Raw genomic sequence first — 15,001 nt, 5'->3', positions numbered from 1 at the left:
GACCGGTACAACTGAGGGCCGGGTCACCCGCGGGTGGCCCGGCCCTCAGCCGTTCCCGCCGGTTTCCGCGGGCTCGATCAGGCCCTCGCGGTAGGCGATGCCGACCGCCTCGGTGCGGCTCGCCGCGCCCAGCTTGGCGAGGATGTTGGAGACGTGGACGCTCGCCGTCTTGCCGCTGATGAACAGCTCCTCGCCGATCCTCCGGTTGGTGAGCCCGCGGCCGAGCAGCCGCAGCACGTCGCTCTCCCGCGCGGTCAGTGCGGCGATGCGGTCCCCGTCGGCCGGGGCGGGGGAGAGGCGGCCCCGCCGGACCAGGGCCTCCAGGTCCTCGCGCAGCGGTCCGGCGCCGAGCCGCACGGCGGTCTCCAGGGCCTGGTGGACCTGCTCGGCGGCCTCCTCGCGGCGGTCGGCGGTGAGCAGCGCCTCGGCCAACCGCCTTCGGCAGCGGGCCAGTTCGTACGGATCGCCGTAGCCGAACGCCGTCACGGCCCGCTCCCAGGCCGCCACGTCGGGACCGGTGGCGGCGCGGGTCCGCTCGGCCTCGGCGCGGGCCAGCCAGGCCAGGCCCTCGGGTCCCTGGGGGGTGCCGTCGTCGCCCTGGGCCGCCGTGGTCCTGGCCAGTCCGACCAGCTCGTCGGCGGTCCGCGTCCAGTGCTCGGCGCCCGCCGTGTCACCGGACAGGCGGGCCGCCTCCGCCGCGTCCGCGACCGGCGACAGGGCCAGCGCGGCGAGCCGCACCAGGACGTCGGGCAGTGCGGTGGAGGAGTTCTCCGCGAGGGCGTCGATCGCGGCCCGCACCTGCCGCGCGGAGTCGTCGGCCGCACCGCGCAGGGCTGCCGCGTCGGTCAGCAGGATGCTCGCGGCGAGGGTGGCCATCCAGTCAGCGGGGCCGCTCAGCAGGGTGCGCGCGCCCTCGACGGCGGTGTCCAGGTCGCCGCGCGCCAGGGCGACGTACAGCGCGGGCGCGGTGGTGAACCCGCCCGCGGTCGGGAGCAGTTCGCTGTCTGTCGCGGCCGCCGCCGCGCACTCGTCCCAGCGGCCCAGCGTGTAGAGCAGCAGGGACTGCAAGTAGCGCAGTTCCAGGGCGTACGGGGAGGAGAGCAGACCGGCGCGGCGGGCGCGGTCGATGCCGTCGCCGAGCCAGGTCAGACAGGCGTCCATGTCCCCCGACTCGTAGCAGCCGAGGGCGAGGCTGTAGAGGGCCCGCATCTCGACCGGGAGGTTCCCGGCGGCGCGGGCCAGGTCACGGGCCCGGGCCAGCCGCTCCCGGCCCGGCTCGGTGTGCCGGTTGTCGGGGGACAGGCCGACCAGGGAGACCATCAGGTCGGCCTGGGCGTCGGTCAGCCGCAGTTCCTCGGCGACGGCGAGCGCCTGCCGCGCGATCTGCTCGGCGTCCTCGTCGCGGCCCACGTTCCGGGCGGCCAGGACATGGGTCGCGGCCGCCCACACCCACGTACGGGACGGGGGCTCGGCCGGGATCAGGGCCAGCGCCTCGCTGCTGTACGTGAAGGCGGCTTCCAGGTGGTCGATGCGTATCAGGTTGCCCGCCAGGGTGTAGCGGACCCGGGCCGCGAGTTCGGAGTCGGTGTCGGGTCCGGCCTGGGCGAGCGCGTGGCGGGTGAGCTGGACCGCGCGATGCGGGTCGCCCGCCCGGGCGGCGGCCGCCGAGGCGCGCAGGGTGAGGGCGACCGGGTCGGTGTCCGCGGGGCGGGCGGATGCGTCCACCGCGGCCCACAGGTCGAGGGCGCTCTCCAGGTGGCGCAGCTCCTCGGCGGGCGCGCCGACGCGCTGGGCGTGCTCGGCGGCTTCGAGGGAGGCCGTCAGCGCGTCGGCCAGGTCGTGGCTCTCGCGCGAGTGGTGGGCGCGCTCCGCCGCGCTCTGCGGCGGATGGCCCGGGCGGCCGAGCAGTTCGGCGAACAGGCCGTGCAGCCGGACCCGCTCGCCGGGCAGCAGGTCCGCGTAGACGGCCTCGCGGGTGAGGGCGTGCCGGAACGAGTACGTGCCGTCGTCGTCCGGCAGCAGCAGCTGGTGCCCGACGGCCTCGCGCAGCGCCGACTCCAGCTCGTCCTGCGGCAGTCGGACGGCGTCGCGCAGCAGGTCGTGCCCGACCCGGCGCCCGGCGACGGCCGCCGTGCGCAGCACCTGCTGTGTGGTGTCGGAGAGTTGCTCGATGCGGATCAGCAGGACGTCGCCGAGGCTGCCGAGGCCCTCGTCGCCGGGGAGCGCGGCCAGCAACTCCTCGGCGTAGAAGGCGTTTCCCTCGGCGCGGTCGACGATCCGGCGGACCGTGCTGTCGGGGACGGGACCGGATCCCAGCGCCCGCACGAGCCGCGCCACGTCCGCGTCGGTCAGCGGGCGCAGGTCGAGCCGGTCGACGGCGGGCAGCCGGATCAGCTCGGCGAGCAGCGGTCGCAGGGGGTGGCGGCGGTGCAGGTCGTCGGTGCGGTACGAGGCGAAGACCGCGATGCGGCGGGGCGGGCCGGAGGGGCCCTGCCGCTGGAGGACGCCCCGGCTGAGCAGGAAGCGGAGCAGGTCGCGGGAGGACTGGTCGGCCCAGTGCAGGTCTTCGACGACCAGCAGGAGCGGGGCCAGGTCGGCGAGGTCGGCGAGGAGGCCCGCGATGCCCTCGAAGAGCTGGAGGCGGGAGCCGGGGTCCGGTGCCGCGGTCCCGGCCGAGCCGATCAGGCGGTCCACCGCGGGGTGGGCGGCGAAGGCCGGGGCGAGGCGCTCGTCGGCCGCGGCGGTGCCGAGGATCTCGGTGAAGGGCAGATACGGCAGGCCCACGTCGCCGAGGTCCACACAGTGGCCGGTCAGGACGGTCGTGCCGGTGGCGGCGGCGTGGGCCGCGGCCTCGGTCAGGACGCGGGTCTTGCCGACTCCCGCGTCGCCGGCGAGCAGGACGGCGCGCGGGTCGCCGGCCGCCGTTCGCTCCAGCACGCCGGTGAGTCTTGCGAGTTCGGCCTCGCGGCCGATGAACGGCGTACCGAAAGTCTGTGCCACGCGCCCATCCTGGCATGCGCGCCTCTCGTCGTGGCTGGTCGCGCAGTTCCCCGCGCCCCTGAGATGCGCACTTCGTGCGGCATCTCATCAACAGAGGCTGCGCGCAGCGCATGCCTCAGGGGCGCGGGGAACTGCGCGAGAAGAGGCCACCGGGCCGCAGGTGACAACGGACCAGGTCAGGCGGGGACGTCGGCCGACGTGTTGCGCAGGGCGCGGGCCGCCAGCAGCGCCGCGATCAGCAGCACCGAGATCCCGGCGAACGCCGCCACGTGCATCCCGCTGGTGAACGCCTCCCGCGCGGCGACGAGCAGCGACTGGCCCGACCGGCCGGGCAGCTGCCGGGCGACGGCGAGCGCCCCGCCCAGCGTCTCGCGGGCCTCGTCCGGCGCGCCGACCAGATCGTGCCGGTAGACGGCGGTGCCGATCGAGCCCAGCACCGCCATGCCGAGCGCCCCGCCGAACTCCTGCCCGGTCTCCAGCAGGGACGAGGCCGCGCCCGCCTTCTCGGCCGGAGCCGCGCCGAGCGCCAGATCGGTCAGCTGGGAGCCGACGATGACCGCGCCGCAGGCCAGCACGCCGGCCCCGGCCAGCACGGTCCACAGGGAGTCGGTACCGGTGAGGGCCAGCAGGCCGTAGCCGCAGGCGCTGGTCAGGAAGCCGATCGCCACGACGGTGGAGCGGTGCACCCCGCGCTGGACGAGGACGGTGGCGACGGGCGCCGCGCAGCCGATGAGGACGCTGGGCAGCAGCGCCCACAGGGCCGCCTCCAGCGCGCTCATGCCGAGCACCGCCTGGAGGTACTGCGTGGTGAAGTACGCCGAGCCCAGCATCGCGAACGCCGAGATCAGGTTGAGCAGCACGGCCGGACCGAACCCGCGGTGCCGGAACAGGGCGGGGGAGATCAGCGGCGACGCGGACCGGCGCTGGCGGCGGACGAAGAGGAGGGAGAAGACCAGGCCGACGGCGATCGAGGCGACGTACTGCGGCTCGAAGCCCTCGGACGGGATCTCCTTGACGCCGTAGACGAGGGGGAGCACGGCGGCCATCGACAGCGGGACGCTCAGCAGGTCGAAGCGGCCGGGCTGCGGGTCCTTGAACTCGGGGAGCAGCAGCGGCGCCAGGATCAGCAGCAGCACCATCGCGGGCAGGTTCACCAGGAACACCGAGCCCCACCAGAAGTGCTCGACGAGGATGCCGCTCATCACCGAGCCGAGGGCGATGCCGCCGGTCATCACGCCGGACCAGATGCCGATGGCCTTCGCCCGCTGCCCGGCGTCGCGGAACATGTTGCGCACCAGCGCCATCGTGGACGGCATGAGCGTGGCGCCGCCGATGCCGAGCACGGCGCGGGCCGCGATGAGCATCTCCGCGCTGTTCGCGTACGCCGCGCAGACGGACGCCGCGCCGAAGGCCACCGCGCCGGTCAGCAGCAGCTTGCGGCGCCCGATGCGGTCGCCGAGCGAGCCCATCGTCATCAGCAGCCCGGCGAGCACGAACGCGTAGATGTCGAAGATCCACAGCTGCTGGGTGCCGGTCGGCGCCAGGTCGGCGCTGATCTGGGGGATCGCGAAGTAGAGCACCGAGACGTCCATGGAGACCAGGAGCAGAGGCAGCATCAGGACGACCAGGGCGGTCCATTCCTTGCGCCCCGCACGGGAGTTGGGGGCTGTGGTGGTGCTCGTCGGGTTCGTCATGAGCAGGACTGTACGGGCGTCTTAAACGCTTGTCTAGTACGGATGTATAGGACGAATGTCTAGAACAGTCGTATGGACCGGGGTACGGTGACCGCATGGGACATCGCGATGATCTGCTCGAAGGCGCCAAGCGCTGCCTGATGGAGAAGGGGTTCGCCCGCACCACGGCGCGCGACATCGTCAAGGAGTCGGGGACGAACCTGGCGTCCATCGGCTATCACTACGGATCGAAGGACCTGCTGCTCGCGCAGGCCTACATCGCGCTCGTCGAGGAGCACTCCGACGACTTCGACCGGGGCGGTGAACTGGCCACGCCGGCAGGCTCGTTGGAGCGCTTCCACGAGGTGTGGTCGAACGTCATCGACACCATGGGCAAGCCCGGATCCATCTGGCACCTGGGCATGGAGATGATGGTCATCGGGGACAAGATGCCCGCGGCGCGCGACTTCGTGGCGACGGCCCAGCGGGAGGGCGGGCGCGGGGTGATCCCCATGTTCCTGGGCGGCGAGGAGCCGCCCGCGGACGACCCGAGCGTGGACACGCTCGGCAAGCTCTACATGACCCTCATGGCCGGCGTCATCGCACAGCACATGCTCGACCCGGAGACCGCGCCGACCGCCGACGAACTCACCTCGGGCATGCGGCAGTTGATCGAAGCGGCCCGGGCTTCACAGGCGTGACGCCTTCAGCCCCATGTGCAGCAGCAGCCGGTCCTCGCCCTCGTCCAGGTCGAGGCCGGTGAGCTGCTCCACGCGGGACAGGCGGTAGTAGAGGGTCTGGCGGTGGATGCCGAGGGCCGCCGCCGTGCGGCCCGCCTGGCCCGCGCAGTCGAGGAACACCTCGGCGGTGTGCGCCAGCTGGCGGTGGGCGGGGGAGAGCAGCGCGGTCAGCGTCGGGTCGTGCGCGGAGTCGGCGGGCAGCGCCGTCAGCAGGCGGTACGGGCCGATCGCCGACCACTGGGCGTCGGGGCCGAGCCGCGGGTTGGCCAGCGCGGTGCGGGCGGCGGCCCGCGCCTCGTGCCAGGACGTGGCGAGCTCGGCCAGGTCGGTGCGCGGGGCGCCGATGCCGGCCGCGACGGGTCCCGCACCCGCGCGGGCCCGCAGCTTCTCCGCCGCCGTGAGCGCCGGTGTCAGCACCTCCGAGGAGCGCAGCCGCACCAGCAGCGCCAGGCACTGGCCCGTCGCACCCCAGGGGACGGTGCACAGCGCGTCCGCCGCCGGAAGGGTGCGGACCGACGGCGCGTCGTCCGGGTCGGCCGAGGGCCAGGGCGCCACGCACACCACCGCGTGCAGCCCGTCCGCCCGGGTGCCGAGGGCCGTCCGCAGCGCGGCCACCGCCATGTCCCGCTGCCAGCCGCGCTCGGCGGTCAGCACCGAGTGGAACTCGCGGGTCAGGTCGGCGCCCGCCTGCGCCTCGTCCGCCAGCAGGGCGCCGATCCGGCCCGCGACCTCCATCGCCGCGTCCAGCTGCTCCTGGGCGGGCCCCGGCTCGTCGTCCAGGAGCCACACGTAGCCGAGCACGAATCCGCGGTGGCGCACCGGCAGACAGATGCGGCCGCGGTAGACGCCCGCCTCGGGGGTGGCCGGGATGCGCACCGGCTCGGTGGCGCGGGCGATGCCGAACCCCTCGAACCAGGCGCGGACCGCGGAGGTCGAACTGCGCGTGAGGATCGAGCGGGTGCGCACCGGGTCGAGGGCCGCCTCGTCGTACTCGTCGGCGCTCACCTGCTGGCCGAACGCGATCAGCCGGAAATCGCGGTTCTCCAGCGTCGCCGGGGCGCCGAGCAGCGCCGAGATCTCGTCGACCAGTTCCTGGTAGTCACCCTTCACCCCACCATTCTCACCCACCTCAGGCGTCCCTTCATACAGATGTCTGAGGTGGCGGCCACAGATGCGTGACAGCTGTCAATGGCACAGGATCGGAGGGATCCTTAGATTTCACGGTGGTTCCACGTGCCGTTCCCGCAATGCCTGCTATCCGTGCTTTACGCGGGTTCGGCCTATCCGCAACTCATGCTCCATGGAGGTGCCCCGTGCTGGCTCCCCTGATCCTCGCCGCGTCGCGCAGCGACAAGATGCGCGCCTTCGTGTCGGCTGCGCCGGGCACCAAGCAGGTCGTCGACCGCTTCATCGCGGGCGAGACCGTCGACGACGTGATCCCGGTCGTTCAGGATGCCGCCGCGAAGGGCCTGGAGGTCACCCTCGACGTCGTCGGTGAGGACATCACCACCGTCGAGCAGTCGCACGCCGCCCGCGACGCCTATCTGGAGCTGATCGAGCACCTCGAGGACCTCGGCCTCGGCGCCAGGGCCGAGATGTCCGTGAAGCTCTCCATGTTCGGCCAGGCGCTGGAGAACGGCCACGAGCTGGCCCTCGCCAACGTCCGCCCGGTCGTCGAGGCCGCCGCCGCCATCGGCACCACGGTCACGCTCGACGCCGAGGACCACACCACCCTCGACTCGATGTTCGCCATCCACGAGGAGCTGCGGAAGGACTTCCCGCAGACCGGCTGCGTCATCCAGTCCTACCTCTTCCGCACCGAGGACGACGCCCGCCGCCTGGCCGCCGCCGGCAGCCGCGTGCGCATCGTGAAGGGCGCCTACAAGGAGCCCGCCGAGGTCGCGTACCAGGACAAGGCCGAGATCGACAAGGCGTACGTCCGGATCATGCGCATCCTCATGGAGGGCGACGGGTACCCGATGATCGGCTCCCACGACCCGCGCCTGATCTCCATCGCGCAGGAGCTGGGCCGCCAGGCCGGGCGCAAGCTGGACGAGTACGAGTTCCAGATGCTCTACGGCATTCGCAGCGAGGAGCACCTGCGGCTCGCCGCCGAGGGCCACCGGATGCGTGTCTACACCGCGTACGGCACCGACTGGTACGGGTACTTCATGCGCCGCCTCGCGGAGAAGCCGGCCAACCTGCTGTTCTTCGGCCGCTCGATCCTCACCAAGGGCTGAGCCCCACCGCTTCCGTAAGACAGAACCCGACTCCCCCGACCCCCCGAAGGAGATACGGACCCATGACGCTGGACGCCGTGACCCAGGTCCCCGCCCCGGTCAACGAGCCGGTGCACGGCTACGCCCCCGGTTCCCCGGAGCGCGCCCGCCTGGAGGCCAAGCTCAAGGAGCTGGCCGAGAACCCGATCGAGCTGCCCTGCACCATCGGCGGCGAGAAGCGGATGGGTGGCGGCGAGCGCTTCGACGTCGTGCAGCCGCACCACCACAAGGCCGTCATCGGCACGTACGCCAACGCCACCACCCAGGACGCCCAGGACGCGATCGACGCCGCCCTGGCCGCCGCCCCGGCCTGGCGCGCGATGGCCTTCGACGACCGCGCCGCGATCATCCTGCGCGCCGCCGAGCTGCTCTCCACGACGTGGCGCGAGACCCTGGCCGCCTCGACCATGCTCGGCCAGTCGAAGACCGCCCAGCAGGCCGAGATCGACACCCCCTGCGAGCTCGTCGACTTCTGGCGCTTCAACGTCCACTACGCCCGCCAGATCCTCGCCGAGCAGCCCCCGGCGAACTCCACCGGCGTGTGGAACCGCATGGACCACCGCCCGCTGGAGGGCTTCGTCTACGCGATCACGCCGTTCAACTTCACGGCCATCGCGGGCAACCTCCCCACCGCCCCCGCCCTCATGGGCAACGTGGTGGTCTGGAAGCCGTCCCCGACGCAGACGCACGCCGCCGTCCTGCTGCTCCAGCTCCTGGAGGAGGCCGGCCTGCCCAAGGGCGTCATCAACCTTGTGACCGGCGACGGCATCGCCGTCTCCGACGTGGCCCTGAACCACCGCGACCTCGCGGGCATCCACTTCACCGGTTCGACCAAGACCTTCCAGCACCTGTGGAAGACGGTCGGCACCAACATCGAGAAGTACCGCACCTACCCGCGCCTCGTCGGCGAGACCGGCGGCAAGGACTTCGTCGTCGCCCACCCGAGCGCCGACCGCGCCGTCCTCAAGACGGCCCTGACCCGCGGCTCGTTCGAGTACCAGGGCCAGAAGTGCTCCGCGTCCTCGCGCGCCTACATCCCGGCCTCCATCTGGAACGACGGGTTCAAGGAGGAGTTCGCGGCCGAGGTCGACGGCATCACCATGGGTGACGTCACCGACCTGTCGCACTTCATCGGCGCCGTCATCGACGACCGCTCGTTCGCCAAGAACAAGGCCGCGATCGACCGTGCCAAGGCCGACGACTCCTGCACGATCGTCGCCGGTGGCACCTACGACGACTCCGTCGGCTACTTCGTGCGCCCGACCGTCATCGAGTGCACCGACCCGGCCAACGAGGTCTTCACGACCGAGTACTTCGGCCCGATCCTCGCCGTGCACGTCTACGAGGACGACCAGTACGACGCCGTCCTGGAGCAGATGGAGTCGGTCTCCGACTACGCGCTCACCGGTTCGGTCATCGCCAACGACCGTGCCGCGGCCGCGTACACGATGGAGAAGCTGCGCTACGCCGCCGGCAACTTCTACATCAACGACAAGTCGACCGGTGCCGTCGTCGGCCAGCAGCCCTTCGGTGGCGGTCGTGCCTCCGGTACGAACGACAAGGCCGGTGCGCCCCAGAACCTGATGCGCTGGACGCTGACCCGCGCCATCAAGGAGACCCTGGTCCCGCCGACCGACTACACGTACCCGCACATGGGCTGACACCCTCCGCAGGTCCCCGCCCCCTGGCCAGATCCCCCCTCCGGCCGGGGGGCGGTGTTTTTTGCCGTTCGGCCGCAGCCCCCACCGGGCCGCGCTCAGCCGACCCCTTCCACCAGCGTCAGCACGACCTTGCCCTGGGTGCGGCCGGTTTCATTGAGTTCGTGGGCCTCGCCCGCCCCCTCCAGCGGCAACCGGGCCGAGACGTGCGACCGGATCCGGCCGGCGGCCATCAGCGCCGCCACCTTCCCCAGCGTCACCCCCGACGGCCGCACCGACACCGGTACGAACGTGACCCCGCGGGCCTGCGCGTCCTGCGCCGTCACCCCCGGGTCGGACAGCACCACCGAGGCGAGCAGACCGCCGGGCCGCACGGTCGCCAGGGTGCGCGGCCCGTACGCGCCGCCGACGAGATCGAGGGCCACGTCGACGTCGCGGACCGTACGGGCGAAGTCCGTCGTCGTGTAGTCGAGGGGCTCGTCCACCCCGAGCCCGCGCAGGAACTCGTGCTTGTCGGCGCGGGCGGTCCCGATCACGTACGCGCCCTCGGCCTTGGCGATCTGCACGGCGATGTGCCCGACCCCGCCCGCCGCCGCGTGCACCAGCACCCGCCGTCCCGGCGCCATGTGGCCGGTGTCGACCAGGGCCTGCCAGGCGGTGAGCGCGGCGGCCGGAACCGCGGCGGCGTGCACATGGTCGACCGTCGCCGGTTTCGGGGCGAGGTGGTCGGCGCGGGCGACGACACAGTCGGCGTAGGCCCCGCCCGGGACCATGCCGAACACCTCGTCGCCGGGCCGCAGCCCGGTCACGTCCGGGCCGACCTCCTCCACCACCCCGGACAGGTCCCGGCCGAGTGTGAACGGCGGGTCGCCGAAGAGCGGTGCCTCCCCGCTGCGGGCCATCCGGTCCACCGGGTTCACCCCGGCCGCGTGCACCCGGACCCGTACCTCTCCCGTGCCCGGCACGGGCCGTTCCACCTCGACCAACTCCAGTACGTCGGGTCCGCCGAGCCGCCGCTGAGTGATCACACGCATGGTGGGACTCCTCCCCAGGAGTCCGGCCGGGCCACCGCGGCCCGGCCGGTTGTGGGGTCCATCGTGGGGGGCGGCCGCGCGCCGCGCCATGGGCCCGGTTCGGCCGTCGGCCGGTGTGCCGTCCGTCTCAGATAGTAGGAAGTCCGAGTAATTGTGGAGACAGAAGCAGAGACCTGCCCTAGCTTTGTAGGAGCCGAACGACTCGCCCGATCCGGCGAATGGCGGCCGTGAGCCGAGCACGTGGCAGGCAACCCCTGCAGCTCGGGTTCCCCGCCCCTTCCGGCGCCTCGAAATCCCCGTGGGTCAGTGCTTCCCGCGCGACCTCATGCGATCTCAAGGAGTCGATCTCCATGGCCACTGCGACGCCCTCCCGCCGCCGAGTCCGCCACGTCTCTCCCTCCACCGAAGCCGACCGCAGGGCGGCGAAGAGCGCCGCCGCCGCCCTCCAGCGCTCCTTCGACCGCAGGGACAACGGCGGAGAGACCGGTCACTGAGACCGCTCAGGCTCCCCGTTTCACCTCGAAGTGATCGATGCGCCTGCCGTCATGGGCCAGCGCCGACACTTTCAGGCGCGGGTGCGCCCCGGACTCCGCCTCGACCTTGAGCAGCGAGAATCCGCGATAGCGCACCCGTGACCAGTCCACGGTCTCGTTCCTGGCCTGCCCCGACCGCGTAGCCCAGACGAAGCTGTCGACGGGCCGGTGCGCCCGCTCGTGCCCCTCGTAGGTCTCCTTGCTGCCGGGCCGGAAGCCGTACAGATCACGGCCGCCGCCGCCCGCGGTGACGTACACGATGCCGTCGCGCACGGGGTCGGCCGTGCCGCCGATCGGGACGGCCCGGCCGACGGCCCCGCCGCGCAGCGCGTCGGTGCGCTCGTAGACGTGGTTGTGCCCGTTGATCACCAGGTCCACCCGGTGGTCGTCGAACAGCGGCAGCCACTCCTTGCGCACCCCGCCGTCGGAGGCGTGCGCCGAGGTCGAGTAGGCGCAGTGGTGGAAGAAGACCACGACGAAGTCGATGTGGTCCGTGGCCCGCAGCTTCTTCAGCGTGCGCTCCAGCCAGGCCGTCTGGCGTCCGCCGCTGTGCCCCAGATTCGCCGTGATCTCGTAGCTGACGTCGTTGGCGTCCAGCGCCACCACGCCCACGTTGCCGTACGTGAACGTGTACGCGCCCGGCGTCGACTTCGCGTCGAAGCCGCTGTCCGGCAGGGACCAGCGGGCCAGTTGGCCGCCGTAGCCCTCGGGGGAGTACCAGGCCTCCATGTCGTGGTTGCCGGTCGTCACCATCCAGGGGACGGTGCGGGCCACGGGGTCGTTCTGCTTGAGGAACAGGTCCCAGAACCCGGGGTCGTAGCCGTCCGTCTTCTTGCCGTGCCCGGTGCCGTCCGCGTAGCAGAGGTCGCCGGCGTGCAGATGGAAGGCCGGATCCTGCCGCAGCATCAGATGGTCGCTGGACGCCGCCGTCTCGCCGACGCCCTGGTCGCCGAAGGCGGTGAAGGTGAACACCGAGGACGCCGAGGGCGCCGCGGGGGCCGTGCGGAAGTGCGCGATCGTCGAGCGGTGCGCGGCGGCGGCCGGGTCGTGGCCGTCGTGGCCGACGCCGTAGTAGTACGTCGTGCCCGGCGTCAGCCGGTCCAGCGCCGCGTGCACGTAGAACTGGTCGAGGGCGAGCCGGACCCCGCTCACCCCGGGGGTGTGCAGCGCGCGCACCTCGGCCGCGATCTTCCGGCCCAGGTCGTCGGGGCGCAGACCGATCCGCACGTACGGCCCGCGGACCGCGGCCGGCACCTGCCAGGAGATCCGCATCTGGGTGCGCGGGTCCGCGCCGAACGCGAGGTGGCGGCCGAAGGGCGGCAGTGCCGAGCCCCGCGTCGCGGACGCCGAGGGCGAGGCCTTCGTCGTCCCGGCCGCCGGGCCGTCGCCCGCGCAGCCGCCGGTGAGCAGCCCGCTCGCGACCGCGCCCGCCGTCACCAGCGCGCGCCGCCTGCCGAACCGCGTCCGCAGGTACTCGTACTGCTCCGGCATGCTCATCCGCCGCGCGAGCCGCGGCGGGATGCCGACGTCGGGGGTCTCCATGGGGGTCAACTTCCCAGCGGTCCCCAACTCCCGTCACACCAGGGGGTGAACAGTCGGCGACCGCACGACGGCATGTCCGAATGATGGACAGCGAATGTCATCCCATGGGACAGCGAGTACCGTGGCGGCCATGTCGGCAAGCTCTCGCATCCTGAATCTCGCAGTGATCCCCGGTGACGGTATCGGCCAGGAGGTCGTGGCCCAGGGTCTCAAGGTCCTCTCCGCCGTCCTTCCGCAGGATGTGAAGCTGGAGACCGAGGAGTACGACTTCGGCGCCAAGCGCTACCACGCGACCGGTGAGACCCTCACCGACGCCGACCTCGACTCCCTCAAGAAGCACGACGCCATCCTGCTCGGCGCCATCGGCGACCCGTCGGTGCCGTCCGGCGTCCTGGAGCGCGGCTTCCTGCTCAAGCTCCGCTTCGCCTTCGACCACCACGTGAACCTGCGCCCGTCGAAGCTGCTGCCCGGCGTCTCCACCCCGCTCGCCGGCCAGCCCGAGATCGACTTCGTCGTCGTCCGCGAGGGCACCGAGGGCCCCTACACCGGCAACGGCGGAGTGATCCGCAAGGGCACCGAGCACGAGGTCGCCACCGAGGTCTCCGTCAACACCGCGTTCGGTGTGGAGCGTGTGGTGCGGGACGCCTTCGCCCGCGCGCAGGCCCGTCCGCGCAAGAAGCTCACGCTGGTCCACAAGAACAACGTGCTGACCTTCGCCGGTCACCTGTGGACGAACATCTTCAACAAGGTGGCCCAGGAGTTCCCCGAGGTCACCACCGACTACATCCACGTCGATGCCGCGACGATCTACCTGGTCACCGACCCGGCCCGGTTCGACGTGATCGTCACCGACAACCTGTTCGGCGACATCATCACCGACCTCGCCGCGGCCGTCTCCGGCGGCATCGGCGTCGCGGCGTCCGGGAACATCAACCCGGGCCGCGAGTTCCCGTCGATGTTCGAGCCCGTCCACGGCTCGGCCCCGGACATCGCCGGCCAGGGCAAGGCCGACCCGACCGCCACGGTCCTCTCGGTCGCCCTCCTCCTGCGCCACCTCGGCTACGAGCCGCAGGCCGAGCGCATCGAGACCGCCGTCTCCGCCGACCTCGGCGAGCGCGACTCCCTCAATGGGGCAGTCCGCTCGACCGACGAGATCGGTGACGCGCTCGTCGCCCGAGTAGTAGCCGGCTGACCCGGCGCGCATTCAGCAACAGAAGCCGCCGGGTCGCCCACGCGCACCCGGCGGCTTCTCCTGTGCGGTCCCGGGTGCCACCATCGACCCCGGGCCGCATCACCTTCCGCACTCGTCCGGCAGGCACGTTTCGAGCACACCCCTACGCGCGCGATAATCGAACGCGGGGCCGCGATGCACGCGAAAGCTCGGACGTCCTAGTACAAGGAGTGCAGACGTGAGCGCGGTCCGTCACAACCAACGGTGAAGGACACGCAACCATGACGACGCCCACGATCGAGCTCAAGCCCTCTTCGACCCCGCTGTCCGCCGCGGAGCGCGAGGCGATCCTGGAGAGCCCCGGATTCGGCCGCCACTTCACCGACCACATGGTGACGATCCGGTGGACCGAGGGCCGCGGCTGGCACGACGGACAGCTCGTGCCGTACGGGCCGCTCTCCCTCGACCCGGCGACGAACGTCCTGCACTACGCGCAGGAGATCTTCGAGGGCCTCAAGGCCTACCGCCAGCCCGACGGCACCGTCGCCACGTTCCGCCCCGACATGAACGCCAAGCGCTTCCAGCACTCCGCCTGGCGCCTGGGCATGCCCGAGCTGCCCGTCGAGACCTTCGTCGAAGCCTGTGACCTGCTCGTCCAGCAGGACAAGGACTGGGTCCCGGCGCACGGCGGCGAGGAGTCCCTCTACCTGCGCCCGTTCATGATCGCGACCGAGGTCGGTCTCGGGGTGAAGCCGGCGTCCGAGTACCTGTTCATCGTCATCGCCTCGCCGGCCGGCGCGTACTTCTCCGGCGGTGTGAAGCCCGTCTCCATCTGGCTCTCCGAGGACCGCGTGCGCGCCGTCCCCGGCGGCGTCGGCGACGCCAAGACCGGCGGCAACTACGCCGCGTCCCTGCTCGCGCAGGCCGAGGCCGCCGCCAAGGGCTGCGACCAGGTCGCCTACCTCGACGCCGTCGAGCACAAGTGGGTCGAGGAACTGGGCGGCATGAACCTGTACTTCGTGTACGGGGACCGGATCGTCACGCCGACCCTGACCGGCTCGCTGCTCGCGGGCGTCACCCGTGACTCGCTCCTCCAGGTCGCCCGCGACCTCGGCTACTCGGCGCACGAGGACCGCGTCTCCATCGAGCAGTGGCAGGCCGACGCCGCGTCCGGCGAGCTGACCGAGGTCTTCGCCTGCGGCACCGCGGCCGTCATCACACCCGTCGGCACCGTCAAGCGCGCGGGCGCCGAGTGGCAGCAGTCCGGCGGCGAGGCCGGCGAGGTCACGATGAAGCTGCGCGAGGCGCTCCTGGACATCCAGCGCGGCAAGAAGCAGGACGAGCACGGCTGGATGCACCGGCTGGGCTGAG

The 15,001-nt window shown here is 72.1% G+C and carries 11 protein-coding genes; 6 read left to right on the top strand and 5 right to left on the bottom strand.

The genetic code is table 11. From position 1 onward, the window contains the following. Window positions 1–45 precede the first annotated feature (45 nt). Entirely contained in the window at window positions 46–3,000 is a 2,955-nt protein-coding gene (locus ABT127_RS18020; protein ID WP_351450520.1) for a helix-turn-helix transcriptional regulator, read from the bottom strand. A 176-nt stretch (window positions 3,001–3,176) separates the two neighbouring features. Beyond that, the gene (locus tag ABT127_RS18015) at window positions 3,177–4,694 is read right to left on the bottom strand and encodes an MFS transporter (RefSeq protein ID WP_351450517.1); all 1,518 of its coding nucleotides are present in this window, start codon (window positions 4,692–4,694) and stop codon (window positions 3,177–3,179) included. A gap of 95 nt (window positions 4,695–4,789) precedes the next feature. Here ABT127_RS18015 and ABT127_RS18010 point away from each other — a divergent pair, with 95 nt between their 5' ends. Continuing rightward, window positions 4,790–5,374, top strand: coding sequence for a TetR/AcrR family transcriptional regulator (locus ABT127_RS18010; RefSeq protein ID WP_351450515.1), 585 nt, complete (start codon window positions 4,790–4,792; stop codon window positions 5,372–5,374). On the opposite strand, the gene ABT127_RS18005 is transcribed toward ABT127_RS18010, so the two are convergent. Next, window positions 5,363–6,523 carry a PucR family transcriptional regulator gene (locus ABT127_RS18005; protein WP_351450513.1) on the bottom strand — a complete coding sequence of 387 codons (1,161 nt, stop codon included), beginning with the start codon at window positions 6,521–6,523 and terminating at the stop codon, window positions 5,363–5,365. The genes ABT127_RS18010 and ABT127_RS18005 overlap by 12 nt on opposite strands. Before the next feature lie 203 nt (window positions 6,524–6,726). Here ABT127_RS18005 and ABT127_RS18000 point away from each other — a divergent pair, with 203 nt between their 5' ends. After that, window positions 6,727–7,653, top strand: coding sequence for a proline dehydrogenase family protein (locus ABT127_RS18000; RefSeq protein WP_351450511.1), 927 nt, complete (start codon window positions 6,727–6,729; stop codon window positions 7,651–7,653). A 68-nt stretch (window positions 7,654–7,721) separates the two neighbouring features. Further along, entirely contained in the window at window positions 7,722–9,353 is a 1,632-nt protein-coding gene (gene pruA / locus ABT127_RS17995) for an L-glutamate gamma-semialdehyde dehydrogenase (protein ID WP_351450591.1), read from the top strand. A 95-nt stretch (window positions 9,354–9,448) separates the two neighbouring features. On the opposite strand, the gene ABT127_RS17990 is transcribed toward pruA, so the two are convergent. Continuing rightward, window positions 9,449–10,384, bottom strand: coding sequence for an NADP-dependent oxidoreductase (locus tag ABT127_RS17990; protein ID WP_351450508.1), 936 nt, complete (start codon window positions 10,382–10,384; stop codon window positions 9,449–9,451). A 350-nt stretch (window positions 10,385–10,734) separates the two neighbouring features. Between ABT127_RS17990 and ABT127_RS17985 the strand changes: the two genes are divergently transcribed. Continuing rightward, window positions 10,735–10,878 (top strand): hypothetical protein, encoded by a 144-nt coding sequence (locus ABT127_RS17985; protein WP_351450505.1) that lies wholly within the window; start codon window positions 10,735–10,737, stop codon window positions 10,876–10,878. A 6-nt stretch (window positions 10,879–10,884) separates the two neighbouring features. Here the strand turns inward: ABT127_RS17985 and ABT127_RS17980 are convergent, their stop codons facing one another. Beyond that, the gene (locus tag ABT127_RS17980) at window positions 10,885–12,459 is read right to left on the bottom strand and encodes a purple acid phosphatase family protein (protein ID WP_351450503.1); all 1,575 of its coding nucleotides are present in this window, start codon (window positions 12,457–12,459) and stop codon (window positions 10,885–10,887) included. A 130-nt stretch (window positions 12,460–12,589) separates the two neighbouring features. On the opposite strand from ABT127_RS17980, the gene ABT127_RS17975 reads away from it, so the two are divergent. Both ABT127_RS17975 and ABT127_RS17970 read left to right on the top strand, forming a co-directional pair. Continuing rightward, window positions 12,590–13,651, top strand: a complete 1,062-nt coding sequence (locus ABT127_RS17975) for a 3-isopropylmalate dehydrogenase (protein WP_351450500.1) — start codon at window positions 12,590–12,592, stop codon at window positions 13,649–13,651. A 260-nt stretch (window positions 13,652–13,911) separates the two neighbouring features. Continuing rightward, window positions 13,912–15,000, top strand: a complete 1,089-nt coding sequence (locus ABT127_RS17970; RefSeq protein WP_351450497.1) for a branched-chain amino acid aminotransferase — start codon at window positions 13,912–13,914, stop codon at window positions 14,998–15,000. The last annotated feature ends 1 nt before the right edge of the window (window position 15,001 follow it).

It is taken from the genome of Streptomyces sp. NPDC001904, assembly GCF_040297005.1.
Classification (GTDB): Bacteria; Actinomycetota; Actinomycetes; order Streptomycetales; family Streptomycetaceae; genus Streptomyces.
Note: the sequence above shows the minus strand (reverse complement) of the source record. Positions and strands in the feature narration are given on the sequence as shown.

Coding starts and splice junctions, on each gene's coding strand:
- ABT127_RS17975 (WP_351450500.1), top strand. CDS start 12,590: ATGTCGGCAAGCTCTCGCATCCTGAATCTCGCAGTGATCCCCGGTGAC.
- ABT127_RS17990 (WP_351450508.1), bottom strand. CDS start 10,384: ATGCGTGTGATCACTCAGCGGCGGCTCGGCGGACCCGACGTACTGGAG.
- ABT127_RS17970 (WP_351450497.1), top strand. CDS start 13,912: ATGACGACGCCCACGATCGAGCTCAAGCCCTCTTCGACCCCGCTGTCC.
- ABT127_RS17985 (WP_351450505.1), top strand. CDS start 10,735: ATGGCCACTGCGACGCCCTCCCGCCGCCGAGTCCGCCACGTCTCTCCC.
- ABT127_RS18015 (WP_351450517.1), bottom strand. CDS start 4,694: ATGACGAACCCGACGAGCACCACCACAGCCCCCAACTCCCGTGCGGGG.
- ABT127_RS18010 (WP_351450515.1), top strand. CDS start 4,790: ATGGGACATCGCGATGATCTGCTCGAAGGCGCCAAGCGCTGCCTGATG.
- ABT127_RS17980 (WP_351450503.1), bottom strand. CDS start 12,459: ATGGAGACCCCCGACGTCGGCATCCCGCCGCGGCTCGCGCGGCGGATG.